Annotated in this window: 17 protein-coding genes, 1 tRNA gene and 3 pseudogenes; 10 read left to right on the plus strand and 11 right to left on the minus strand. The window is 65.2% G+C overall.

Annotated elements, in window-relative coordinates:
* A pseudogene (locus FYW99_RS30230) lies at nucleotides 1-505 on the plus strand (IS5 family transposase); the annotation flags it as partial.
* 570 nt (nucleotides 506-1,075) lie between these two features.
* Here FYW99_RS30230 and FYW99_RS32030 read toward each other — a convergent pair.
* The 3 genes from FYW99_RS32030 to FYW99_RS30240 form a co-directional block, all read right to left on the minus strand.
* Nucleotides 1,076-1,225, minus strand: coding sequence for a hypothetical protein (locus tag FYW99_RS32030; RefSeq protein WP_190394867.1), 150 nt, complete (start codon nucleotides 1,223-1,225; stop codon nucleotides 1,076-1,078).
* Between the two features lie 360 nt (nucleotides 1,226-1,585).
* On the minus strand, nucleotides 1,586-1,855 hold the full coding sequence (locus FYW99_RS30235) for a beta-ketoacyl synthase N-terminal-like domain-containing protein (protein ID WP_150255776.1): 270 nt from the start codon (nucleotides 1,853-1,855) through the stop codon (nucleotides 1,586-1,588).
* A complete protein-coding gene (locus FYW99_RS30240; protein WP_150255778.1) occupies nucleotides 1,852-2,577 on the minus strand; it encodes a methyltransferase domain-containing protein in 726 nt (241 codons plus the stop codon). Before FYW99_RS30240 ends, FYW99_RS30235 begins: the two co-directional genes overlap by 4 nt.
* Nucleotides 2,578-3,493: 916 nt before the next feature.
* Here FYW99_RS30240 and lanKC point away from each other — a divergent pair.
* From lanKC to FYW99_RS30260, 5 genes are all read left to right on the plus strand, one after another.
* Nucleotides 3,494-6,103, plus strand: coding sequence for a class III lanthionine synthetase LanKC (gene lanKC, locus FYW99_RS30245; protein ID WP_190394868.1), 2,610 nt, complete (start codon nucleotides 3,494-3,496; stop codon nucleotides 6,101-6,103).
* Between the two features lie 64 nt (nucleotides 6,104-6,167).
* Nucleotides 6,168-6,311: a hypothetical protein gene (locus FYW99_RS32035; RefSeq protein WP_190394869.1), complete on the plus strand. Its 144-nt coding sequence runs from the start codon at nucleotides 6,168-6,170 to the stop codon at nucleotides 6,309-6,311.
* A gap of 118 nt (nucleotides 6,312-6,429) precedes the next feature.
* Entirely contained in the window at nucleotides 6,430-8,979 is a 2,550-nt protein-coding gene (locus FYW99_RS30250) for an ABC transporter permease (protein ID WP_150255782.1), read from the plus strand.
* A gap of 40 nt (nucleotides 8,980-9,019) precedes the next feature.
* On the plus strand, nucleotides 9,020-10,801 hold the full coding sequence (locus tag FYW99_RS30255) for an ABC transporter ATP-binding protein (protein ID WP_150255784.1): 1,782 nt from the start codon (nucleotides 9,020-9,022) through the stop codon (nucleotides 10,799-10,801).
* A gap of 59 nt (nucleotides 10,802-10,860) precedes the next feature.
* Nucleotides 10,861-11,643 carry an ABC transporter ATP-binding protein gene (locus FYW99_RS30260; protein ID WP_190394870.1) on the plus strand — a complete coding sequence of 261 codons (783 nt, stop codon included), beginning with the start codon at nucleotides 10,861-10,863 and terminating at the stop codon, nucleotides 11,641-11,643.
* Between the two features lie 425 nt (nucleotides 11,644-12,068).
* On the opposite strand, the gene FYW99_RS30265 is transcribed toward FYW99_RS30260, so the two are convergent.
* On the minus strand, nucleotides 12,069-12,761 hold the full coding sequence (locus tag FYW99_RS30265; RefSeq protein WP_223839808.1) for a response regulator transcription factor: 693 nt from the start codon (nucleotides 12,759-12,761) through the stop codon (nucleotides 12,069-12,071).
* A gap of 261 nt (nucleotides 12,762-13,022) precedes the next feature.
* On the opposite strand from FYW99_RS30265, the gene FYW99_RS30270 reads away from it, so the two are divergent.
* Nucleotides 13,023-14,156: a sensor histidine kinase gene (locus FYW99_RS30270; RefSeq protein WP_190394871.1), complete on the plus strand. Its 1,134-nt coding sequence runs from the start codon at nucleotides 13,023-13,025 to the stop codon at nucleotides 14,154-14,156.
* Nucleotides 14,157-14,367: 211 nt separating this feature from the next.
* On the opposite strand, the gene FYW99_RS30275 is transcribed toward FYW99_RS30270, so the two are convergent.
* Entirely contained in the window at nucleotides 14,368-14,694 is a 327-nt protein-coding gene (locus FYW99_RS30275) for a hypothetical protein (RefSeq protein ID WP_150255788.1), read from the minus strand.
* A gap of 384 nt (nucleotides 14,695-15,078) precedes the next feature.
* Between FYW99_RS30275 and FYW99_RS30280 the strand changes: the two genes are divergently transcribed.
* Nucleotides 15,079-15,633 (plus strand): Scr1 family TA system antitoxin-like transcriptional regulator, encoded by a 555-nt coding sequence (locus FYW99_RS30280; RefSeq protein WP_150255790.1) that lies wholly within the window; start codon nucleotides 15,079-15,081, stop codon nucleotides 15,631-15,633.
* Nucleotides 15,634-15,851: 218 nt separating this feature from the next.
* On the opposite strand, the gene FYW99_RS30285 is transcribed toward FYW99_RS30280, so the two are convergent.
* Nucleotides 15,852-15,941, minus strand: a tRNA-Val gene (locus tag FYW99_RS30285).
* 173 nt (nucleotides 15,942-16,114) lie between these two features.
* Between FYW99_RS30285 and FYW99_RS30290 the strand changes: the two genes are divergently transcribed.
* On the plus strand, nucleotides 16,115-16,831 hold the full coding sequence (locus FYW99_RS30290; RefSeq protein ID WP_190394872.1) for a DUF2637 domain-containing protein: 717 nt from the start codon (nucleotides 16,115-16,117) through the stop codon (nucleotides 16,829-16,831).
* 126 nt (nucleotides 16,832-16,957) lie between these two features.
* Here the strand turns inward: FYW99_RS30290 and FYW99_RS30295 are convergent.
* The 4 genes and pseudogenes from FYW99_RS30295 to FYW99_RS30310 form a co-directional block, all read right to left on the minus strand.
* Nucleotides 16,958-18,237 (minus strand): annotated as a pseudogene (locus tag FYW99_RS30295) (IS701 family transposase).
* Nucleotides 18,238-18,532: 295 nt separating this feature from the next.
* Nucleotides 18,533-19,135, minus strand: a complete 603-nt coding sequence (locus FYW99_RS30300) for a TetR/AcrR family transcriptional regulator (RefSeq protein ID WP_190394873.1) — start codon at nucleotides 19,133-19,135, stop codon at nucleotides 18,533-18,535.
* Nucleotides 19,136-19,220: 85 nt separating this feature from the next.
* Nucleotides 19,221-19,688, minus strand: a complete 468-nt coding sequence (locus FYW99_RS30305) for a nuclear transport factor 2 family protein (RefSeq protein ID WP_150255795.1) — start codon at nucleotides 19,686-19,688, stop codon at nucleotides 19,221-19,223.
* Between the two features lie 226 nt (nucleotides 19,689-19,914).
* Nucleotides 19,915-21,226, minus strand: a pseudogene (locus tag FYW99_RS30310) (IS701 family transposase).
* A gap of 479 nt (nucleotides 21,227-21,705) precedes the next feature.
* Here FYW99_RS30310 and FYW99_RS30315 point away from each other — a divergent pair.
* On the plus strand, nucleotides 21,706-22,461 hold the full coding sequence (locus FYW99_RS30315; protein ID WP_150255797.1) for a DUF5131 family protein: 756 nt from the start codon (nucleotides 21,706-21,708) through the stop codon (nucleotides 22,459-22,461).
* Here the strand turns inward: FYW99_RS30315 and tcmP are convergent.
* Entirely contained in the window at nucleotides 22,458-23,576 is a 1,119-nt protein-coding gene (tcmP, locus tag FYW99_RS30320; protein WP_190394874.1) for a three-Cys-motif partner protein TcmP, read from the minus strand. The genes FYW99_RS30315 and tcmP overlap by 4 nt on opposite strands.
* Nucleotides 23,577-24,271: the final 695 nt, after the last annotated feature.

Below are 24,271 nucleotides of genomic sequence, written 5' to 3' on the forward strand. Positions count from 1 at the left end.
GGTCGCGGTGCGCGATCGACTCGGTGAACATGCGGGCCCTCAAAGGGGGGACCTGACAGGTCCCAATCCTGTCGATCGGGGCAAGAAGGGGTCGAAGATCCACTTGATCACCGACCGGTCTGGTCTGCCCCTGTCCATGGCGATCTCGGGGGCCAACACCCACGACAGCCAGGCCCTGCAACCCCTGGTGGAGGGGATCCCACCGATCCGCTCCCGCCGCGGCCCCCGACGGCGCAAACCGGCCAAGCTGCACGGCGACAAGGGCTACGACTACACCCACCTGCGCCGCTGGCTCCGCCAGCGGGGGATCGTCCACCGCCTGGCCCGCAAAGGGGTGGAGTCCTCACAGCGGCTGGGCAGGCACCGGTGGCAGGTGGAGCGCACCATGGCCTGGCTGGCCGGATGCCGTCGCCTGCACCGCCGCTACGAGCGCAAGGCCGACCACTTCCTGGCCTTCGCGGGCATCGCCTGCACACTCATTTGCTACCGCAGACTCACCAAATGAGATGAGCTCTAAAGGGTTGATCAGGTCGGTGTTCAAGACCAAGTACAGACCTTTGTGGTCGGAGCCAGGGATGTCGACCTGAGTCTGGCCGATCACGGCGGGCACCAAACCTTCGGTGACCCATGCCTGGTCCACACGCCATCTACCGCGGCCGGTGGGAGTGGGCACGTCGGTGCGCCCGGTGCCATCAGCGATGATGTGCGCGGTGTCGGTCCACCGAGAGGCTGGGATACGTCCCGATTCGGCACCAGCGCGCCTGGATGGCCTCTCCACCGTCCGGACAGATTGGCGGCAGGCAGGCTCTCCGGATCGGGACTTGCGTTGACGGGTCCAGAAGGTGTTCGAGCTGGGCCTGGTTGAGACCACCGATGACCACGTTGCTCTCGCCTTCACCGTTGGGACTGCGGTAACGGCGGACACCTCCAGGAGACCCGCTGTGTTTGCTGTAGGGCCAGCACATCGCTGCCCGGGCACCAGGTCGCGTATCAGCCAGCCGTGGGACTTCAGCGGCTGTCGTCGGTGCTGTCGGAGACGAGTAGAGCGCCGTGCGCACGTTCACCGACAGAATCCTCAGGCGCACAGGGGCGAACTTGCCTGTAGTGCGGTCGTGAGCAGCCGATGGTCACTGACCACCGGTCCTCGGGGCAGGTGGACCGCTGCCTCCTCAGGCAGCGCGGTCCCGGCCAGCTCCGGACTGAGCAGGGCGTGGTCGATGACCATTCCTCCGCCCAAGTCGATGCCGTCATTGACCGTGGCGGGGAAGAGCTCGGTGGGGCGGCCGCGCAGCTCTCATGCGACCTCGACCGCGGTATGCCACCCAATACCTCCCACTCGAGCTCTGGTGGCGGGTCCCAGGTACCGAGTAGGTGATCCAGGGGTGCGGTATGTGCCACCCACGGACCCGACGGCCCGTTGGGCTGCCACCCCTTGTGATGGCGCTGGTGAATCGGCATCTGGCTGAAGTCGGTGAACGGCCACAGGGCAGAGTCTCCGCTGGGGGAGCAGTTGAAGTCCCCGGCGGGAATGGCGAACCTCTCGGGCCCCAGTAGTCCAGAGGCGGTCAGGGCGGAGTGCAGCCGATCAGTGCGGTCCCACGGGTGCCAGTGGACGGCCATGACGGGGAGCGAGCTGTCCCACCAGGCGGTTTCGAAGATCGCTCGGTTCCACACATCGGAGTTGTTCGGGGTGCAGGTGCTCGACCATCTGCTTCCACCGCTCGTCCGGGATACGAGTGACGCAGTCCCGTCCTTCGAGCAGTGCCTCCCACAGGTCAGTGGGGGTGGTGATGCCGCCGGGGAGGCGGCATCCCATGCCGATGATCGCCACGGGTTCACGGTTGGTGGTGGTCATCGGCGCGGCCCCTTGGCCACCCACACCCCGGCCGCTCCCATGACGCTCACCTGCACGTCGGTGAAGTGCAGACTCAGCATGTGCCGGAGTTCCACGAACCGGTCACCGTGGTTGTTGAACACGGTCGGCTCGGCCCTGTTGTAGAAGCGCTGCAACCGGCGGGCGAGCCAGTTGTTGTGGGTGAAGGGATCTTCCACGCCGAGCAGGGTGGAGCCGATGAACACCCCGCCGGGTGCCAGAACCCGGGCGACCTCGGAGAAGGGCGTGTGCTTGGCGAACAGCGAGGCGCCCTCGACGCAGTGCAGTACATGGAACATCGCCACCGACCCCACCGCCTCGTCCGCCAGCGGCCACGGACGAACGAGGACATCGTGCTGATGGGCGCTCACCTGGGCGCGCTCGCCCAGCAAGCGCGCGCACCGTTCCAACGGTGCCGCGTGCAGGTCCAGGAGGTGGATCTGGCGCAGACGCGGTGAGAGCGGCATACCGTCCGGGCCGACGGGGTCGGGGGCGTTGACCTGGAAGTGGCCGTCGGCCGGGCCGACTTCCAGGTGCGAGGCGGCCAGGTGGCGGGCGTAGAGAGCCGCGATCGCGGTGTTGTCGACCTTCCACGCGAACCGGTGGGACAGCCTTACGACCAGGTGGTGGTACCGCTGGAGGTTGCGGTGGCTGTACAGCTTCGGGTTGGGGGTGGATCTCGGAGGGGAGGCGTTTTCGGGCATGGTGAAGCAGGTCCTTCGTGCCGGGGGTGAGGGAAAGGGGTCAGGGCGAGAGGAAGCGGGCGGGAGGATGCAGGATGCCACCGTGGCCCTGTCTTGGGGGACATCGACTCCTGCTTCCGGTATTTCTCGCAGGTGGAGGTGCTGCTGGTCGACGGTTATCTCGGCCTGCGACGTGATCACTCCGGGAAGGCCGTCTCTCCACCCCGTAAGCCGAACAAGAGTGCTCTGGCCGATGTTCATGAGCGGTGAAAGCGCCATCTTCATGCGCATCCCTCCGATCAGATCAAGGTTGAGCGCGCCCTGGCCGAAGGCGAACGCTGGGAGCAACTGGTGCGCTGGACCCACCGGTACGAGAACCTCCCGGCCACCTGTCAGGTCATCGTCGGATCGGTCTTCGACCGCGCCGTGAACGTCTGACAAGCACGGCGAACGGGGTTATCGCACCTCACCCGCTGTCACGCACCAACTCGTTAGACCCAAGGTTGCTGAGCTGGACGACGTAACCTCGCCGCCAGGGCTCCCGCCTCACTGGGAGCGCCAGCCTTGCCGCGGTTCTGCTCAACGATGCCTGAATGCTGCCTCTGCTCACTGTTCCGTGTGATCACTAGTGAATGTCAGGGCGCTTCGCAGAGGCCCTCTACTACGACAGACCCCGACTTCGCCAGGGGCGAATGGCACGGGGAGAAAATTTTCTCTGGTCCGATAGTTTCCGTGGTGATATGGGAAGGATGGCACAGCACCGCATAGGTCGAGTGCTGGTCGGCCTGTCTGGTCTGGTCGGAGCGGTGTCGCTGCCGCCCATGTGAGTGGTGCATGAAGAAGACATGAAATTCTCACTTGTCAGCCCTCAACCCCTGCCGTAGGGTTTCGTCTGGTTCGGGCGTAAGGGTCACAGGTGAAAAGAGGGGTCGGTAAAGTGTCAGAATACGATGCTTACTGCACGGCTGACCAATTTTACTACGACCTTCCTCCTTCGCCTTTTTCTGCGGATGACTCCTCAGGCCTTTTCTCCGTGCTCAGGGGAGGAGGGGCGCCTGCCGGGTGGATTCGCGTGGACGGCGACGACTGGGTCAACTTCTTCCCTGAGGTCCACAACATCCCCATGCAGGGTTGGAAGATCCATGTCTCGGCCCGACTGGAAAACGCCGAAGACATCTCCTCGCGAGTGTGGGATTACTGTGTCCGCGAAGGAATTGCCTTCAAACTGACTCCTGGTCTGGGCAGGTTCCGCAGTAAAAACGTGAAATACGCTCCCCGTGTGGCGAGCGGAAAGCTTTTCACGATCTACCCGACCAACGAAGAGCAGCTGCACACGACCCTCAAGGAGTTGGGTGAGGAGCTCCGCGGGGAGCAGGGCCCTTACATCCTCAGCGATGTGCGTTGGGAGGACGGGCCGCTCTACACGCGTTACGGAGCTTTCGCCAAGCGGCTCTCCGATGACGGCAAGGGCAACGGACGCATATCCATCGAAAATCCGGACGGCCAGTTGGAGCCGGACCCCAGAGACGTCGTCTTCTCTCCTCCGGATTGGGTCGAGCCGCCTGATTTTCTGCGACCCCACATCGAGCGCCACCGGCGGCCCATCAATGATGGATTCCCTTACCAGGTTACGGAGGCCGTCCACTTCTCCAACGGCGGAGGGGTGTACAAGGCCACCGACCGCCGAAGCGGCCGAACCGTCATTCTCAAGGAGGCACGTCCTTTCGCGGGCGTGGACAACAGCGGAGACGACGCCATCACCCGACTGAGGCGTGAGCGGGACATGCTCCAGTACCTGGCTGAGGTTCCCGAGGTGCCGGAGTGCCTCGGCTACCATGTGGTCGGCGACCACGAGTTTCTGGTCCAGGAATACATCAAAGGAATATCCCTCTATTCCGAAGGTGTGAAGAGAAACCCTCTGACCAGGAAACTCCACCCCACGTTCGAGCAGTTGCACGATTACTCATCATGGGCTCTGGAAACCTGGGAGAAGGTCGCCTCAGCGATCCGCAAGGTACATGATCGCGGAATCATCTTTGGTGACCTGCACCCCAATAACATCATGATCACCGAGGACGAGCACATCTGGCTGATCGACTGGGAAGTCGCCTCGTTCCACAGCGATGACAGGCGTCCTCCCATCGGCAACCCGGGATTCATGGCTCCCGAGGACCGCCACGGATTCCAGATCGACGCCTACGCGCTGGCGCTCATGAAGCTGGCGCTCTTCGCCCCCATCACCACGCTCAGCAGGCTCTCCCCGGCGAAGGTCTGGCACGTGGCCGAGTTGGTCAGCCAGGCTTACGGGCTGGGCTCCGACGCTTTCACCACCGAACTCAACTCCGTCGCCGACAGCAGCGAAGCGGCCTTGGCGCACGCGCGGAGCTTCGCCCCCGACGAGATGGCCCAGCAGTCCGGTACCTGGGCCGCCGTCCGCGCCGATATCGCTGAGGCCATTCTGGAGACCGCGACTCCCGACCGAGGCGACCGGCTCTTCCCCGGGGACATCGCCCAGTTCACCTCCGCCCACGGTGGGCTCGGCTTCGCCCACGGCGCCGCCGGAGTGCTCTGGTCGCTCCACCAGACGCAGGCGGTCCGCTGTCCCGAGGGCGAACAGTGGCTGCGTGAGCGTGCGATGGCCGAACGCGACGGTGCGGCGCGAGGTTTCTACGAAGGCGACCACGGCATCGCTTACGCGCTCCACTCCCTCGGATACACGAACGAAGCGACAGAACTCCTCGAACGCGTTCACCGCAAGGGCCAAGACCGTATCTCCATCGACCTGCGCAAAGGCGCGGCAGGAATCGGCCTCAACTGGTTGCACTTTTACACCGCCACCGGAGACGAGCGCTACCTGCAGCGAGCGGTACGCACGGCCCAGGAGTTGGGCCCTCGGCTGTCCACGGTCCCAGTCCACGATTCCTACAGTTCGGCGCGTTCCCCCGGCGGCCTCATCGACGGGTTTTCCGGGGCCGCCCTCTTCCTCATCCACATGTACGAGGTCACCGGAGACAAGGACTACCTGGACACGGCCGCCGAGGCCCTCCGACTCGACCTGGACAAATGCGACAACGACCCCGACGGTTCGCTTCTGCTCAAGGACGAGTTCCGGGTACTGCCCTACCTTTCTTCCGGAAGCGCCGGCATCGGTCTGGTACTGCGCCGCTACCTCGAGCACGTGCACGCCCCGGACCAAAGCAGCCAGGTCACGGCGATCGCCAAAGCGGTGAGCAGCAAGTTCTGCGTCTTCTCCGGGTTGTTCGACGGCCGGGCAGGCCTCATTCTGGCGGCGACGGGTCTTTACGACCACCGAGACGCGGATTTCCGCGCTCGCGTGGCCGATCAGGTACAAGGGCTCAACTGGCACGTCCTACACAAGAACGGTCGCCGGGTTTTCCCCGGAGACCAACTCATGAAGCTCTCATCCGATCTGGCCACCGGGTCTGCGGGAGTCCTGCTCGCCCTGGGAGCCGCCGACCAGGCGGTCAACGAGCGCTCGGAGCAGCCCGCGGCCGTGGTCGGCCTCCCCTTTCTCTCATCGCGATGACGTGACCATGTCACGGAACCGCGATGAGGATGCCATATCCATTATCTGAAAGAAGAGAGAAAACATGTCGCTCTACGACCTTCAGGGACTCGCTGCCAGCAGCGACAACGAGCTGCTGCACAGCGGCGGCAGCTTCGGATGCTCCTACCAGTCGCACATCGACACCACCTGCAACAGCAGCGTGTCCATCGCCTGCGACCCGTTGTAGACCGTCAGCACTGACTGAACCTGTGTGACGAACAGCTGCCGGTGGTCCGCCTCAAAGCACGTGAGGCGGACCACCGGCAAGCCGTGTTTCAATCTACCCCTGCGAAAAGGGAACCTTCATGCATGCGACTCCGGCATGGCTGGGATGGCGATCGGTACGCCACCGGCCAGGAACCGTTCTGGGAGCGGCGATCGTCCTGACCATCGCGGCGACGCTCGTGAGCGCGTTCGCCTTCATCTACTACTCCGCGGACCGGCAGGTCCCCACGGTCGAACGGTATGCCGGAGCTCCGGTCGTGGTGGCCTCGGACTACCCCCTCAGCGAGGTTCCCACGGCGCTGACCGATGAGATCGAGCAGCTGCCCCAATCGGCCGAGACGGTCGCAGAGGTGAATTTTCCCGCTGCGGTACTGTCCCCGCAGGGGCAGGCGCTTCTTGTGCCCGGAACCCAGAACAGCTTCGGACACGGCTGGGGCAGCGCACCGTTGACCCCCTTCGCCATGGTCGAGGGCGAACCACCGCAGGCGGACACCGACGCCGTTCTCGACCAGACCCTGGCCGAGACCGCGGACGTCCAGGTGGGAGACCAGGTCAGTGTCCTGGCCCTGGGCAAGATCTCCCAGTACCGGGTGTCGGGGATCGCGGCCCCGGCGGAGGGCGCCTCCTGGCGTTATCAGTCCGCCCTCTTCTTCACGGACCAACACGCCCGGGAACTGTGGGAACTCGCTCCAGACCGTGCCAGCGCGATCGGCGTCATGCCGGCCGAGGGAGTCACCCCGCGGGCTCTCCAGGACGCGGTCAGTGAAGTCCTCCGGGACGCGGACGGTGGCCAGTATCGCGCGCTCGCCGGTGCCGAACGCGGGGAGGCCGAACAGAACATCTCCGCCGAGGCGGACCAGGCAGCGGCCTCTTCCATCTTCCTGCTGCTGGTGTGGACCGCCGTGGTCTCCACCGGCGTGGTCGCCGGTGCCATCGGCTTGGCCGTGCGCGGACGCGGCCGGGAGATCGCCGTCCTGCGCGCGGTGGGCGCCGCCCCGCGGCAAGTACGGCTCATGGTCGCCGGGGAGGCCCTGGTGCTCTCCCTTGTGGCCCTGCTCCTGGGGCTCCCCCTGGGAGCCCTGATAGCTGAAGGGCTGGCTACGGGCGGCCTCAGCCTGGGCGGTGGCTTCAGCCCGGCTTACCGTGTCCATGTCACGCTGCCGGCGATCCTGGTCGCGGTGTTGTTCGTCCTGGCCTCGGCGCAGGTCTCGGGAGTGATCGCCGCACGGTATGCCCTACGGATCCGTCCTTCCGAAGCCCTGGCCGAATCCACCACCGAAGGCCGTGAGCTGGGCCGCGGCCGTATCGTCGCCGGCCTCATCGCTCTGGCGGGTTCACTCGTCGGAGCCTTCGCCCTGGCACTCCTCTCCTTGGAGGGCACCGCAGGAGACCTGGCCAGCACGGCCACGGTGCTCCTGGGTGTGGCCGGGGCGGGTCTGTTGGCACCCTGGTTGTTGAGGGGGACCACACGCCTCATGCGTCGCCTGGCGGGTGGGCTCCGGCGCAGGAGGCCTGGGCTCGCGGTGGCGAACGTGGCCTTCTACCACCGCAGGTTCGCGAGTGTGGCCGGTTCGCTCCTCCTGGGGCTGACACTGGCCGGCGCGGCCGGAGCCCTGCAGCTGTACAACAACTGGCTTGCCGGTGACCGCGGAGTTGAGGCCTTCTCCTCCGACCTCATGGTGGTCGCCGCCCCCAGGGACGGCTTCGGCGCAACCTCCCTCACCGCGGTTTCCGACCTTCCCGGTGTCGCGGCCGCGATGTCGTACGCGGACCTACCGGTGGAGGCGGGAACCGCGTCTTCGGCTCCGGAGCAGATGACGGCGACCGTGATCACACACGACGCCGACGCGGCCGTCGACCTGGGATTGATCGAGGGCGAGTTCTCCCCCGAAGACCCGCAGGCGGCCATGGTGAGCATCTACTTCGCCCAAGCCAACGGCCTGGGGCTGGGCGACACCGTGACGTTGCACGGCCCGGATCCCGACCTCTCCCGGGAACTGAGCGTGTCGGGAATCTACACGGGAGGCTTCCTGGGACGGCAGGCCACGTTGGGTCCTGCCGCCGCAGAGAGCATCGGCATCGGTCCGGTGTGGTCGGCAACCCTGCACCTGGCGCTCGAGGACACGGCTCAGATGTCTACCGTGCGAGACCGACTGGAGGAGATCTTTCCCGCGCAGTCCTCGTCCGACCTCTTCCAGATCCATGACCAGGACAGCATCCGGGACTACTCCATACAGATGTGGGCCCAGCAGAACGCCTTCGGCTCCAACGCCGTGATCCTGATCGCCGTGTTCCTCGCCCTGGGAGCGGCGAACTCGATCAGCGTCGCCCAGTTCGACCGCAAACGCGAGTTCTCGAGTATGCGGTTCCTGGGAATCACCTGGTCGCAGACCTTCAGAACGGTGTCCTCGGAAGTGGCTCTCACCGTGGGAGCGATCCTGGCCATGGCGGCGGTCGTGACCGTATGGATCGCCACGCTCCTCGGGCTCGGTTACGGCGGTGACACGCTGGCCGTGATTCCGCATCTGCTGCCCTTCGGACCGGTCCTCGCACTCGGTGCCCTGGCACTGGTGTTCTCCACCTTGGGTGCGCTGGGTGCCGTGCACAGTGTCCGCAGGAGCGGTGAGTGACGTGACGAACAGGTATACGACGCTTCCGAGGTTCCTCAGCGTGTTCTCTTGGAGGATCGCCTTCCAGGTACTCCTGATCCTGGCCAACTCCTCCCTCGTGGTCGTCCCCGCTCTGGTCGGCCAACGACTGATCGACGACGGTGTGCTCCAGCGCGACACAGACTTGGTCTTGTCCTTAGGTGCGGTGCTGGTGGCACTCGCTGCGGCCCAGGCGGTGATCGCCTACGCCGAACGCGTGTTCTCGGCGTCGCTGGGAGAAAGACTGACTCTGAGACTGCGGGAGGATCTCTTCGCGCACCTGCACGAGCAGGCGCTCGGTTTCTTCTCCTACGCCCGCCCCGGGGCGATCGTCTCGCGCCTGCACGGTGACGTGAGCGGTGTGAAGAGGATGGTCGCCTTCACCGTTCCCACAGCCACCGGTGCTGTGGGCACACTGCTCTTCGCGGGGGTCAGCCTGTTGTTCCTGGAGTGGCGGGCCGCGGCCGCCGTTCTGATCCTTGCTCCGGTCATGTACGGTCTGGCGCTGTACTTCGCGCCTCGGGTCCGCGCCGCTTCCCAGCGGGAACTGGACGCTTACGCAGACCTGGACACCTGCGTATCGGAGCAGTTCAGTGCCGGAGGCGCCGAAGCAGTCCGCCTTTACGGGGCCCGTGACCGGATGGCCGCCGACTTCTTCGATCGGGCCTCGCATGTCAGGGAGCACGCTCTGAGCCAGACCAGACTGGGCGCCGCGTTCGGTTCCGGCGCGTCTTTGACGACCGGAGTCATCAGTGCCGCCGTCTACGTCGTCGGTGGCATCCTGGTCGCTTCGCAGAGTATGACCATGGGGACACTGGTCGCGGTGATCGCCATCCTGGGCCGTCTGTACGGCCCCATCACGATGCTCAGCAGCGTCAAGATGGAGATGATCGCGGGCCTGGTGAGTTTCGACCGTGTCCGAGAAGTCATGCTCTTCCGCCCAACCCTCGCGGTCTCGGAGAGTCTTCCACCGGAAGCATCGAGTTCTCCGCCCGCGTGGAACGACTCCTCATCCGTGGTCCTGAACCGTGTCTCCTTCGCCTATCCGCCGCCGCAGAAGCTGGTGGTGCCTTCGCTGGCATCCGAACACGAACTGGCCGAGACCCACCGCGGCAGTGCTCTGCACGAGATCTCCCTGGTCCTGCGAGCAGGGGCCACCGTGGGTCTGGTCGGGCATTCCGGAGCGGGCAAAAGCACCCTGACCCGTCTGCTCACCCGTACCTGGGACGCGGACACAGGCGTGGTGCGGATCGGCGGTACCGACATCCGTGCCCTGTCCTCGCACGCACTCTTCTCCACGGTCGGCATCGTCACCCAGGAGACGTTCCTGTTCAACGACACCATTCGTGCCAACATCACCCTCGCCAGACCCGACGCTTCCGAGGAAGACCTCGTGCGCGTGTGTCGAGCAGCGCAGATCTGGGACACGGTGCGCGCCCTGCCTGAGGGGCTGGACACCATGGTGGGCGACCGAGGCGTGCGTCTGTCCGGGGGAGAACGGCAAAGGATAGCCCTGGCCCGCCTGTTCCTGAAGGCGCCGCCCGTGGTCATCCTCGACGAGGCCACCTCCCACCTGGACAACCAGACGGAGAGAGCCGTCCAAGAGGCCATGTCGGTGGAGTTGGCCGGGTGCGCACGCCTGGTCGTCGCGCACCGCCTGGCCACCGTGCGCGACGCCGACCAGATCGTGGTCATGGCACACGGCCGTATTCGGCAGCGGGGCACCCACACCGAACTCCTGGAGGACGAGGGGCCCTACCGAAGGCTTGTGATGGCACAGGAAACCGTAGAACACCAGGTGTGAGCAACGGCCGATTCCCGGTGCCCTCAACAACCGGACAAAACATGAGAAAGGCGTACGTTATGGCATTGTCAAACGAGGATCCCCGGTATGGCCGGAGTGCAGACGTCCGCCCCCGCGCCGCCGTGCGCGTGGAAGGTCTTTGGAAGGTCTACGGGCAGGAGTCCGTGGAAGTAACGGCGCTACGCGATGTGACGGTTGACCTGCCTGCCGGGTCCTTCACCGCGATCATGGGCCCCTCGGGATCCGGAAAGACCACACTCCTGCAGTGCGCTGCAGGGCTGGCCGAGCCCACGCGGGGAAGTGTCATGCTCAAGGACACCGACATCGCGGGTATGGCGGAACGCCAACTGGCCCTCATACGCAGGGAGAGGATGGGATTCGTCTTCCAGGGGTTCAATCTGCTTCCCGCGCTGACGGGGCGGGAGAACGTGGTACTTCCCCTGCTGCTGGCACGGCGCCCAGTGGACGCCCAATGGCTGGAGGCCATCCTGCGGCGTACCGGCATGAGCGAGCACATCGACCGCTACCCGCACCAGCTCTCAGGCGGACAGCAGCAGCGCGTCGCGCTGTGTCGGGCGTTGATGGCGCGACCTGAGGTCATCTTCGCGGACGAGCCCACCGGTGCTCTCGACACACGCACAGGGGAGGAGATCCTGGCCCTGCTGCGATCCGCCGTGGACGAGTTGGAACAGACCGTGGTTATGGTCACGCACGAGCCGACCGCAGCGTCCTACGCAGACCAGGTCCTCTTCCTCAGGGACGGTCAGATCGTCGGCAGGATGAACCAACCCACCGTCGCCCTGATCACGGAGTACCTCACACGTTCCGAGCGCACGCGATGACCAGCACAACGAACAGACGGAAGTACGCGACTGGCTCGGGATCGTGGTGCCCTCGCCCGTGACACGGGCGCCTGCTGGTCTGGGGCCTCGCGCCAACAGGCCTTGGGCGGGGCGGGACAGGCGGCATACGGTCCTGTCCCGGAAGCAGGATTCGCCGTGCAGGGCACGGGCCTGAGCCGTCCATGTCAGTCAGACCCGAGTCCTGCACGTGTGTGACGGCCACAGGTCCGTACAGGTCCATCGACCCTGGCGCGGCGGAGGGCCGGTGGCGTCGCAGCTACGTCGAGGCCGATCGCACACCTCCACCTGGCCAGATCACGCAGGTGCGCCTACGCGGAGGCGACCCGCTGTGAACCCGGCGGCCGTTCGCGCGTGGCGACACCCCTGTTTGTCGCGCAGACGGCTCTTCGGTGGGCTTGGCGGCCCTAGTGAATCCAACCGTTTTCTCTGGCTATCCTGTAGGCATCTGCCCGATTCCGAGCCCCGAGTTTGACGATGCAGGCGCGCAAGTAGTTGTGGACCGTCCCTTCCGCCAGTGATAATTTTCGGGCCACGGATTTCGCTGGTTCTCCTTTGGATGAAATTTCCAGTATTTGTGTTTCTCGTGCTGTGAGCGGGCCGGAGTCGTGGGCCATGGCGTCGGCTAAGATTTTCGGATCGTAGACCTTCACTCCGGAATTCACGCTGCGAATGGTCTCGGCAAGGTATTCGGGTGAGACATCTTTGCTGATAAATCCCAGAGCTCCGATGCGTAGGGCATGTCGAAGATTGGCCGGTGTGGCGTAGTTGGTGATGAACAACGTCCGGCACTGGGGGAGCGCTGCGGTAAGATCCCCTGCGGCGTCGAAGCCGCTGACGCCGGGAAGTCGTACGTCGAGCACCGCCACATCCGGTTCGGTCTTCTCGGCCATTGGTAGGACGTCCTCGCCTTGATGACACTCGGCCACCACCCTGATGTCGGGAGTGAGGGCGAGTGTCTTCGTCAGCGCCTGGCGTAGGATCACGAGGTCCTCGGCCAGAAGTACCCGGATCACGAGTGCTTGCCATGGGTCGCCATGAAGCTTTTCCGTTTTCCTTTCCAAAGGTGGTGTTCGAGAAGAGAGTATCTCCTGGCTCACGCGCGCGGGATCGCTGAGGCGTTGCTGAAGCGGTGTTCCGATCCTTTGACCAGCGCTTATCCTCCGTGTGCTCCTCCTTGCGCTGCCCCGCCAAGCCAACATGGCTGATAGTGGCCACCCGTAAACATGGAAAAAAGGTTGATCAAATGGTACGGAGTAGATCCATCCTTTCTTTGCGGACATCGGGTGCGCCATGATTTTCCAGGGGTCGGAGACGTTGCACCCGCTGTTGGGAACAAGGCTGAGCGAAGGAGGAGTCCTGTGAAGCTGGACACGTCATTGGACGAACCGTTGGGTAACCGTGGAACGGAGCAGAGCGCGGAGGGCGACCATGTTCGCGCGGTGGCCGCCTTCGTCTCCGTGGTCGCGCTGACTCTGGTGACCGGATGTGTGGTCCTGGCCTGGAACACGGTGGCCGTGGACACCGATGCGCTCCTGTTGGTCCTGTCCACCTGTGGTTTCGCCCTGTTGGCCGGGGTCTACGCCGTGCAGATGCGCCGAGCGGCCTTGGCGCACCGCTACACCGTGTCGTTGTGGCTGCTCGTCCTCCAAGCGACTCTGGCTGTAGCCCTTCTGATGCTTGGAGGGTGGTTGTGGCACGGAGCGACCGGTCTGTTGGCCAGTGCCGCGCTGGTGGTGCTGCCAACACGCCATGGTAGATGGACGGCTGTAGTCATGACCGCGGCCATCGCACCCCTGTCCGCCTTGCTGACCCTGTCATGGGAGCAGTGCGTCCATTGGCTGTGCTGCCACCTCGTGGTCGTGGGAATCATCTGGTCCTTGGTGTGCTTCATCCGTTTCCTGCAGGCCCACACGTGGGCCGTCCAGCGCAGTGAGCGGGCCCGTATTTCGGCAGACATCCACGACATCTTGGGGAGGACCATCGCTGGTATCGCCTTCCAGGGGCAGCTCCTGCACAAGATGAGCTCAGGGCACCCCGAGCTGCAGGAAGAAGTACAGAATCTGTTGTCGTTGACGCGGGGAGCCCGGTCCGAGATACGCTCCGCCGCCACCTCCTCCTGGTCCACGTCCCTGAGGGAGGAGTTCGCGCTGGCACACGCGCTCCTGAGTGATGCCTCCATAGGTGTCGTTGTGGACTTCCACCCCTGTGCCCTGCCCGGCGACGTCGAACAGGCACTGGCACTGAGCTTGCGCGAGGCAGTCACCAACATCCTGGTTCACAGCAAGGCCACCGAGGTCCGGCTCTCCCTCAGCCGAGTCGGTACTACCGTGACCATGAGGACGCACAACAACGGAGCTGCCAGAGGGCCAGTGGACTGGGGCATGGGTTTGAGAGGTATCTCTGAGCGTTGTCAGGCCTTCAGCGGTGAGATGGAAGCGGGCTTCGCAGAGCCCGACGGGTTCTTCCTGGCGTGCCGCATGCAGATCGAATGACTTCCTGGCCAGGTGCTGAGATCTCTTCCTCAGGCCTGCTCGGAGCGGATCTCGGAGGCCTCGGCTGTTTACCGGATCCCTTCCGATCGATCCTCATGGTCACGATGCAGCGCGCTCCCGAAGAAGAAAGCAGTCGACATGTTCTCATCACCAACGCGGACGCCCGGCTCGTCCACTGGTGTGTGACCACGCGGACAAGCCGCGCGAGGTGCTATCCGCGCCAGTCGAGGACCTTGGTCACCACGTAGGGCCTCAGGTTGGCGGAGGTCGCCCCGCACACGGTCCGGCGTTCAAGGCACACCCGGGCCATCGCTACCAGGGCCGCCTGTTGCTTGCCCACCTCCCAGGTCTCGAACGCCAGCCCAGGGCGCACCAAACGCACGTGCAGGCATCGGCCTCCGTCCGCGGCGGAGTGCTCCAGACCGACGACGTAGGTGTTGTGCAGCCGACGCATCGCCATGGCGGGCGGCAGCCGGTAGGTGTACCGGCAGCGCTGCTGACCGACGCCGGACACGTCCGCGCGGGCTTCGAGGGTCACGCACTCCCACAGTCCTCCTCGGCGACGGTGACCGTCGCGTGCCTGGCACGCACCCACCGGTCGAACTCCTCGCCGTCGTTGACCAGGACGCTCTCCACTACGTCCATCAGTCGCCTCCCGTCGTCAACGCCCCGGGAGAGAGGCGGACGGGCACGACCCCGATGACGTAGGTGCGCACCCGACGGGAGCGACGCCGTTTCGCTAGGCCGGGCATCGTCAACAGCTCCGTTCTGTTGGCCGTGCCCCGGACGGCCCACACCGTCGCGGGGCTGACTTGTGTCCAACTGTGGTTTCCGAGGCCCTGAAAACACAGGCCATGCCCATTCAGCGATTAACGTGGATTGCACCGTGTTCGCTTGGAAGAATCTTTGTTTCGCTGGAAGCATGGAGGAACAACACCCGGAGGCGAACGCTCGCTTCGGCCGGGAACTCAGCCGCCGCCGTCGGGCGAGCGGCTACACGCAGGAGCGGTTGGGCAAGCAGGTCGGAGTGAGCCAGGGGCACATCGGCAACATCGAACGCGGCGAACGCTCTCCCGACCTGAAGCTCGTGACCGAACTGGACCAGGTTCTGGCCGCGAACGGGCGACTCGAGAGATTCTGGGGCCAGCTCAGCGGTGACGGCGAACCGGTCTGGCTGGACGACCTGGACCAGGTGGAACGGGACGCCGTGTCCATCATGGAGGTCCAGACGAACCTGTTCCCTTCCGTGCTCCAGGTGGAGAGCTACGCCTACGCCGCGGTGCGCGTGTTCTCCCCGTGGATGACGCCGGACGAGGTCGAGAGCAGCGTCCGGTCGCGCCTCGCCCGAGCTCAGAGGTTCGCCTCCTCCGCCACCGTGTACAGGACGGTGATCGACGCGGCCGTGCTGCGGCGCCGACCGAACGCTGACGCGGAGTGGACCGCCCTGCTGGCGGGAACACAGCACGCCACCTCCTGAGGGGTCAGCCCGACGTTCCGTCGGATGCGTCGGCCGCGAACAGGTCCTTCTCATCAGTCGAAGGCATCTCGCTCCAGACAAGAGTGAGATGCCTTTGCTGGCTCCGGCTGTGGAGATGGTGAAAGCGGGTTCACGGATGGATCCGATTCGGAAGCGTGTCTCCCACCGTGCTGCCCGGAAACGACTCAGGCCGGAGCGTGTGCTCCGGCCTGGGAAGATGGTGGGCGATACAGGATTCGAACCTGTGACCTCTACCGTGTCAAGGTAGTTCCGGCTCCGCAGCGACCTGCGCCGATGAGCATCCACCCAGGTCGGAGGGTTTCGTTGAGGGATCTTCGCGGTGGTTGGAAGCCGTTGGGAGAGGTTCGCGTCTCCCAGAAACCTCCCAGTGCGGGGTGGGAGACGGGCGTCTCCCACCCCGCCCGGTAGAGCGTTTTCGGCCCTGTGAAGGTTCCTCGGTCACCGGGAAAGGGTGATCGGGATGGAGTCCTCCCGCTGGTCACGATGGGTCACCATCGCGGCCGTGCTGCTGCTCGCGGGTATCGCCGCGGTGGTGTCCTACTCGCACATGTACGAACTCGCCCTGCGCCACGGGGAACCGGAGTGGCGCGCGGCCCTGTTCCCGCTGTCGGTGGACGGCATGATCGTCGGCGCCTCTATGACGCTGCTGAGCGATGCCCGCCACGGCCGCAAGGGCAGCCTCCTGCCCTGGACGCTGCTGATCGTCGGCTCCGGCGCGTCCCTGGCGGCCAACGTCGCGGTCGCCGACCCCACGATGTGGTCGCGGATCATCCACGCCTGGCCGAGCTTCGCGCTCATCGGTGCGTACGAGCTGCTCATGCGCGAGTTCCGCACAACGGCGAAGAGCGTACGCACTGCGTCCGCAGATGATGGACAGACTCGCTCTTCAGCTTCTGAGGTCACGACTCCTGAAGGCCACACCCCCGGCGTGTCGGCTACCTCGGGAAGCACTGACCTGCAAGTCGTGCACCGTAGGGACGCCGTGGACACCACGGAAGCTGCCCTATCACCGTTTCAAGACCGAGCTTGGCGATGGGCATTGGAACAGCAGCGAGAGACAGGAGAGTTGCCGAGCGGTCGAGAGATCGCGGCCCACTTCGACCGTAAGGAACGTTGGGGGAGGCTGGTCAAGCAGCGAGGACTGCGAGGAAGAGGCCTCCTCGCCCAAGCCGGATGAGAACCCTTCCCCGGCCTGGTGGAGATCCGCCGCATGAAACGAGGTTTCTCAGCACGTCGCAAAGTCGTGCTTTGGGAACCACCGGGTAGCTGTTCATCTGCTAGTACTCCAGTGCGGTTTCGTGCTCTACCCAGCGGATTTGTCGGCGGATCGTCGTCGGTAGTGGCTGCGGCGGGCTGTTGCCTGGTGGCGTCTGCGCCAGTGGGACCAGTGCAGCAGTCTGCCCGCGGTCACGGCCGGTGCCGTGAGGACGGCGGCGAGCAGGTGGCGGATCTCGGGGACGGTCAACGTGATCGGGTCGCTGCCGCGGGTGGGGTGGAGTGGATCGACGGGCCGTTGTGGTGCCGGGTCGGCGGCAAGGGCGGTCAGGAACGCCAGCGCGAGCATGGCGAGCGTGATGTGCCGGTGCCAGGAGGTCCAGTTGCGGACCTGGTAGTGGTCGAGTCCGACCTGGCCCTTGCCTGGAAGCACTCCTCGACGCTCCAGCGGACACCGGCGACGCGGACCAGTTCGGACAGGGCCACCTTTGTGGGTGACCAGCACAGGTAGAAGGCGAGTTCACCGGTAGTCCGGTTACGTCGGATGAGCAGGTGGCGGTGGCAGTCGGTGCCGATGTAGATCCAGGCCCAGTCGTAGTACCGCGGGCCTTTCGCACCGTTTCCGGCGCTGTGGCGCTGACAGGCCGTGGCGGGCAGGCGGCCGGCGACGGTGTCCGCGCGGACGGCAGTGCGGCCGTGGTTGATTCTCACCCGCATCGAGCAGGCGACGGCCAGCACGTAGCCGGTGCCGCGCGCCTCGAGGGCGGCGCGGAGCTGGGGGTCCTGGCCGTAGGCTTCATCGCCGGTCACCCAGGACGCGGTGATCCCGGTGTCCAGCGCGGCGGCGATCATCTCCCCGGCCAGGCGGGGCTTGGTCGTGAACTGGATGTCCTCGGGTATCCCGGCCACCCGGCGGCGTTCGGGATCGGTGCACCAGGACTGTTCGGGCAGGTAGAGGCGGCGGTCGATCAGGGCCCGTCCCCGGCTGGTGGCCAGGGCGAGGAAGACGCCGACCCGGGAGTTCTCAATGCGTCCCGCGGTGCCGGTGTACTGGCGCTGGACGCCCGCCGAGGCGCGGCCCTTCTTCACGAAGCCGGTCTCGTCGACGACGAGAACGGCGCCGTCGGCGCCGAGGTGTTCGGCGGTGTACGCGCGCAGGTCGTCGCGGACCGCACCGGCGTCCCAGCGGGCGTAGCGCAGCAGGCGCTGCATCGGCCCGGGTCGGCTGTGGCCGGCCTGTTCGGCCAGCTGCCAGCAGTTCTTGCGCTCGACGTTCGACAGTAGCCCGAGCAGGTAGGCACGGGCCGCGGCCCGCGGCTCAACTCGCCCGAAGCGGCCCGCGATCCGGGCCATGACCTGGTCGAACATCGTTCGCCAGCGAGCAGGATCTACGCTATGGCCCGCGGCCACCGCACGATCTTCAGGAGTCCACACAACCCCCGATGATCACGCGGCGGCCGCACCCGTTCCCAGCCGGGTCCGCGACAAGATCGCGAAACCAGACTGGAGTACTAATCCGGGACGCACTTGTGGCACAACTTCTGGGACGGTCCTGACCTGGGCAGTGTCGATCGACGTCGACACCGTCGGACGGCGTCCCAGTTCCAAGGAAGTGGGACGGCCTGGCCGGCCGCCTACATAGCCGCCTGTTTTTCGGCGGAAGCTACGGCGACTCCCGGTGGGTGAAGCTACCGCCGTCCGAACGAGACCGTTGTCCGCTGAGGGTCCGCGCCCAGGGCTCGTCGACGTCGGCCAGGCCGAGGGTCAGCGTGACATTTTCGAGCATACCGGCGCCGAACCAGTGCCGGACCGCAGCGTCGTCGTGGTTCAGGAGCTCACTGACGAGTTCGACCTGCCTGGCATAGCACGTGCGCAACGCCTCAGCCACGAGCGGCTCATCGGCTGCGCAACTGGCCTGCATGAGGAACCGCATGACGTCCTGGTCCTCGATCAGGGTGCTGTAGGCGGACCGGATCGCACGCATCACCGCCTCCGGCTGCCGGTACGGCCCGGCCTCATCGGCGCCGGCTTCGGCGCCGGTCAGAGCATCCGAGATCAGCTCGGACACGTGGAGGATGGCACCGGCGAACAACGCCTCCTTGCTGGCGAACAGGCGGTAGACGTAGGGCTGAGAGATTTCGGCCCGTTCGGCGATCTCACCAGTGGTCGTGCCGTAGTAACCCTTGCGCGCAAAGCAGGTCACGGCAGCGTCCAGCACGACTCGACGGCGTTGATCGCTCTTCACTCTGGAGCCAGGGGCGGGCATGTCTCCCAGTCTCTCACTGCGGAGTGGGACAGGGTGCAACGGGGCAAGACGGGTGGGTGACCCGTCTCACCCCGTCGAACCGGGATCAACGCTCCGAGGGCCACGACACGTCTTGGCCGTTGGCCGCCTCGTCGGGGGTCATGGCCTCGATGACCACGAGAGGATTCCAGTAGTCGACGAACTGCTCGACCAGGCCCGCCTCATCGAGGCGGATCACCGTGATGACTGTCTGCTCGTACGGCTTGCCGGTGCTGAGGGCGATTCCCTCCGAGCGGTATTCGGCGACCGCGGTCCGGGGGTTGGCCGTCTCGATGAACTTCACGTCGACGAATTTCACGTCGAAGGTCTGCGGGAAGCCGCGCATGTGGGCGATCAGCGCCTCGCGTCCCTGCACCAGGGTAGGCACACCGGCGGGGGCGAAGGGGAACTCGACCGTGCCGTCCGCGGCGTACAGCTCGATCCACTCGTCGATCTGGCCGGACGACACCAGCCGAAGGTGCTCTGCCAGGGCGTGCTGTGCGGGGGTGAGCTCGCGGGTCGGGTTGACGCTCATGAATACTCCTCTGTTAGTGGTTGAACAATAACAAACGTAACAGGGAGACCTCCGAGGAGTAAAGGTGAGGGCCGTCACGGCCCAGCCAGGACAGACGTCGGTAGTCCGACTCTGGTTTGGGAGGTGCAGCGCAGGAGCGGCACCGTTTGGATGACGGCTGTGTCCCGGGAAGTCACCACGTCCGCGCACGCGCACGACCTCGGGCGTACTGCTCTCGCGGCCCATCTCATGGGCGTCGATCACGACTCGTACCTAGTACTCCAGTACGGTTTCGTGATCTATCCAGCAGGATCGTCGTCGGTAGTGGCTGCGGCGGGCTGTTGCCTGGTGGCGTCTGCGCCAGTGGGACCAGTGCAGCAGTCTGCCCGCGGTCACGGCCGGTGCCGTGAGGACGGCGGCGAGCAGGTGGCGGATCTCGGGGACGGTCAACGTGATCGGGTCGCTGCCGCGGGTGGGGTGGAGTGGATCGACGGGCCGTTGTGGTGCCGGGTCGGCGGCAAGGGCGGTCAGGAACGCCAGCGCGAGCGTGATGTGCCGGTGCCAGGAGGTCCAGTTGCGGACCTGGTAGTGGTCGAGTCCGACCTGGCCCTTGCCTGGAAGCACTCCTCGACGCTCCAGCGGATCCCGGCGACGCGGACCAGTTCGGCCAGAGGCACTTCGGCGGGTGACCAGCACAGGTAGAAGGCGAGTTCACCGGTGGTGCGGTTGCGACGGATGAGCAGGTGGCGGTGGCAGTCGGTGCCGATGTGGATCCAGGCCCAGTCGTAGTGGCGCAGGCCCTTCGCACCGTTGCCTGCGCTGTGCCGCTGCCAGGCGGTGGCGGGCAGGCGTGCGGCGAGGGTGTCCGCGCGGATGGGGGTGCGGCCTGAGTTGATCCGCACCCTGGTCGAGCAGGCGACCGCGAGAACGTAGCCGGTCCCGCGTGCCTCCAGGGCGGCACGCAGTCGCGGGTCCTGGCCGTAGGCTTCATCACCGATCACCCACGGTGCCGGCACCCCGGTGTCCAGCGCGGCGGCGATCATCTCCCCGGCCAGGCGGGGCTTGGTCGCGAACCGGACTTCGTCGGGTATCCCGGCCACCCGGCGGCGTTCGGGATCGGTGCACCAGGACTGTTCGGGCAGGTAGAGGCGGCGGTCGATCAGGGCCCGTCCCCGGCTGGTGGCCAGGGCGAGGAAGACGCCGACCCGGGAGTTCTCAATGCGTCCCGCGGTGCCGGTGTACTGGCGCTGGACGCCCGCCGAGGCGCGGCCCTTCTTCACGAAGCCGGTCTCGTCCACGATCAGCACCGCGCCCTCGGTGCCGAGGTGTTCGACGGCGTAGGCCCGGATATCGTCACGGACGGCGTCGGCGTCCCAGCGGGCGTAGCGCAGCAGCCGCTGCATCGGGCCCGGCTGGGCCAAGCCGGCCTGTTCGGCCAGCTGCCAGCAGTTCTTCCGCTCGGTACGCGACAGCAGCCCGAGCAGATAGGCACGGGCCGTCCTCCGCGGTTCAACCCGGCTGAACCGGCCCGCGATCCGGTCCATGGCCTGCTCGAACATCGCCCGCCATCGGGCGCCGTCTATGCTGTGACCTGCGGCCACCGCACGATCGTCATGAGTCCACACAACCCTTGATGATCACGCGGTGGCCGTACCCGTTCCCAGCCGGGTCCGCGACAAGATCGCGAAGTCACACTGGAGTACTAGCTGCACTGTCCGCGTTCTTGCGCTCCTGGGGCGCCGCTCTGCTGGTATGGAGACAACGAAATCCATCCAGGCAAAGGGGGACTCTGGGAGACTGGGTGGTAGCTGTGGGCAACAGCTTCGCGGGCAACCGTCGACCGGACAGTGGAAACCAGTGAGGGGTGACGCATTGCGAGAGACCTGTGCAACCATCTTTCCGGGATCCTTTGCAACAGGCATCGCCTGTTGTTAACGTACGGACAGTTGTTCGAATAGAGCCTTGCTCATACTCACTGACTGACCGGCCCGCAGCTGGGGCCGCTTGCCCTTATCCGTCTTTGAAAGCTGGTGCCGCCGTGGCAGAACGAAGCTCGATCGAGTGGACCGAAGCCACCTGGAACCCCACCACCGGCTGCGACCGTGTCGCCTCTGGCTGCGACAACTGTTATGCCCTCACCTTGGCCAAACGTCTCAAGGCCATGGGTGCGGAGAAGTACCAAAACGACGGCGACCCACGCACCTCAGGCCCCGGGTTTGACGTGACCATCCACCCGCGAGCTTTGGACATCCCACGCAAATGGAAGAGCCCGCGTCTGGTCTTCGTCAACTCGATGAGCGACCTGTTCCACGCCCGGGTGCCCAAGGACTTCATCACCCAGGTCTTCGCCGTGATGGCCGAGACGCCCCAGCACACCTACCAGATCCTGACCAAGCGCTCTCTGCGCCTGGCCCGCCTCGCTGATCAACTGCCTTGGCCGCCCAACGTCTGGATGGGGGTCTCAGTGGAATCGGCTGATGTGCTCGAACGCGTTGACCACTTGCGCCGGGTTCCTGCGGCCGTACGGTTCTTGTCGTGTGAGCCGCTGCTGGGGCCGTTGCCGGAGCTGGACTTGTCTGGCATCGACTGGGTGATCGCCGGTGGTGAGAGCGGTCGCGGTCATCGTCCCATGCATATCGACTGGGTGCGCCAGATACGCGACGCTTGCCAGCAGAGCTCCACCGCCTTCTTTTTCAAGCAGTGGGGTGGACGTACCCCCAAGGCCAATGGGCGCCTCCTCGACGGGCGTACCTGGGATGAGAAGCCGCAGTCTCCCGTGTTGGCCAAAGGCTAGCCGTAGGCATCGGCATCACGAATGTCGTCGGGGGAATAGAAGCGCACCCGGCACCCCTCCGGCCATGGCGTGCGAGCCGTGATCGGTTCGATACGCATCGCCAGTCCTCGTTGAGCGAGTCGGTCCAGCACCTGGCGCAGGTGCCTGTCGACATACCGGTGCTCAGCTGCCTCCCGGGACAGCTGGGACCAGGCCCGTTCAGTCCCGGCATGGGCTTCGAGTGCGGCCTCCAGAGCGTCTACCACAGGGGAGTCAGCGAACAGGGTGTCAGCGGCTGCGGTGTCGGCCGAGGCACTGCGCCCGGTGTAGCTGTCCAGTTTCCAGCCCACCGGATTCCAGCACCTAAGCCCGGCTTCGCTGTGGGTGGCCATGATCAGGTGGTAGACCTCGGTGGTGTTGCTGACACGGACACCGAAGCTGCCCGTGAATAGACCGAGCTGCCGCAAACCCTCCTCGTAGGCCGAGGCGAAGGCAGCCTTCCTCGGGCCGTCCCCTGACACGGTCACCGCTGACTTCCAGTGCTCCCCATCGAAGCAACGGTCCATGGTTCTGTCGTATCCGTCTTTTTCGCAGAACCGATGCATGTACCCCGTGAAGAGGGTGAGGATGACTTCGTCGCGCCGGTTCTCGAGGCATCGGCGAACCAACTCGAAGGGAGCGTCCCTGATCTTGAACGGATCGATGATCCAGAGCACTGGACAACCCGGGTTGTCGCGCCGCGCAAGCGCTGACAGGCGTTCCTGGTGCCCAGCGAAGATCCCGGGTGGCTGGATCATGACGTTCAGGTTCTCGTCACGGGGAAGCTTGGCGAACTGCCGATGCAGCTCCTCGACACGATCGTCTCGTTCTTCCAGGCATATCAGGTCAAGCTTGTTGAACCTCGGACGCGAGTTGTGCTCCAGATAGGCCTTGGCAGCCAGGATAGGTGACCCCGGGGCCCCGTCTTCGTATATCCCCGGTCCAGAAAACGCGTCCACGATAGTCGCCTTCGGGAAACTCTGCAGGATCTTCGCCATCCAGCAGTTCATGTATTTTCGGTAGACGAGGTGCTTCACCTGCAAGTGCGGATCGCTGGACCAAATTGTTTTGCTATTGAGCTCTTCCGATCGCTTCAACCCGAGCTCCCTGCGACTCGAATCAATTATCACAACCGATACAAGTGTCATACATAGAAAACTTCGGGAGCAAGTACCACAGGAGCTAACGGTGGTCTTTGTCGGAGGCAGGATCAGGTCGGACTGTACTTGACCTGCTACTTCTTGCCTTGACCGCCCGCCGTGGCGGCCGGATGCGGTCATCTTGTTGGTAGGTCTTCCAAAGGCTGATGCGGATACGCTATGCACCGATGCGGCCCGCGAGTGGGGTTGTGGTGCGGTAGGCCAGATTTAGGCAGCCATCGTGGCGGTGGCAAGACCGGCGACGGCCACGATGACCCGGGCTGGCAGCGCTGGTACTCGGCGATCGGCTGTTACCCGCAGGCATCAGATGGATACAAGGTGTCAAGCCACGACCCGCAGCTCGAGTTCGAGCGGGTTCGGGAAGACGGTGGTCTCGTCGTAGGGAACGCCGTGCTGGAGGTAGTGGAACAGGCAGCCTACTCAGTTTTTCGTTATCTGCGTGGGGCTGGAGGATGGATCTTCAAGCCCACGTGGGTCAGGAAGGACCATGGAAGCCGATCGTCTTCGCAGACGCGATTGGTGCCTTGTTTGGCTGCGTCACCGACCTCTGCCAGGTGGTCACCGGCAGGGTTAGCCAGCTCCCGTGCCTTGATGGCTGACCACAACATCTCCACGGGGTTGAGCTCGGGAGC

It is taken from the genome of Nocardiopsis deserti (genome assembly GCF_008638355.1).
In the GTDB taxonomy this organism is placed as follows: Bacteria; Actinomycetota; Actinomycetes; order Streptosporangiales; family Streptosporangiaceae; genus Nocardiopsis; species Nocardiopsis alborubida.

What these genes read in the sequence shown, in the direction of transcription:
- FYW99_RS30260 (WP_190394870.1), top strand. Translation starts at nt 10,861, where the DNA reads ATGGCATTGTCAAACGAGGATCCCCGGTATGGCCGGAGTGCAGACGTC.
- FYW99_RS32030 (WP_190394867.1), bottom strand. Translation starts at nt 1,225, where the DNA reads ATGGTCATCGACCACGCCCTGCTCAGTCCGGAGCTGGCCGGGACCGCG.
- FYW99_RS30290 (WP_190394872.1), top strand. Translation starts at nt 16,115, where the DNA reads ATGGAGTCCTCCCGCTGGTCACGATGGGTCACCATCGCGGCCGTGCTG.
- FYW99_RS30280 (WP_150255790.1), top strand. Translation starts at nt 15,079, where the DNA reads ATGGAGGAACAACACCCGGAGGCGAACGCTCGCTTCGGCCGGGAACTC.
- FYW99_RS30305 (WP_150255795.1), bottom strand. Translation starts at nt 19,688, where the DNA reads ATGAGCGTCAACCCGACCCGCGAGCTCACCCCCGCACAGCACGCCCTG.
- FYW99_RS30250 (WP_150255782.1), top strand. Translation starts at nt 6,430, where the DNA reads ATGCATGCGACTCCGGCATGGCTGGGATGGCGATCGGTACGCCACCGG.
- FYW99_RS30240 (WP_150255778.1), bottom strand. Translation starts at nt 2,577, where the DNA reads ATGCCCGAAAACGCCTCCCCTCCGAGATCCACCCCCAACCCGAAGCTG.
- FYW99_RS30300 (WP_190394873.1), bottom strand. Translation starts at nt 19,135, where the DNA reads ATGCCCGCCCCTGGCTCCAGAGTGAAGAGCGATCAACGCCGTCGAGTC.
- FYW99_RS32035 (WP_190394869.1), top strand. Translation starts at nt 6,168, where the DNA reads ATGTCGCTCTACGACCTTCAGGGACTCGCTGCCAGCAGCGACAACGAG.
- FYW99_RS30235 (WP_150255776.1), bottom strand. Translation starts at nt 1,855, where the DNA reads ATGACCACCACCAACCGTGAACCCGTGGCGATCATCGGCATGGGATGC.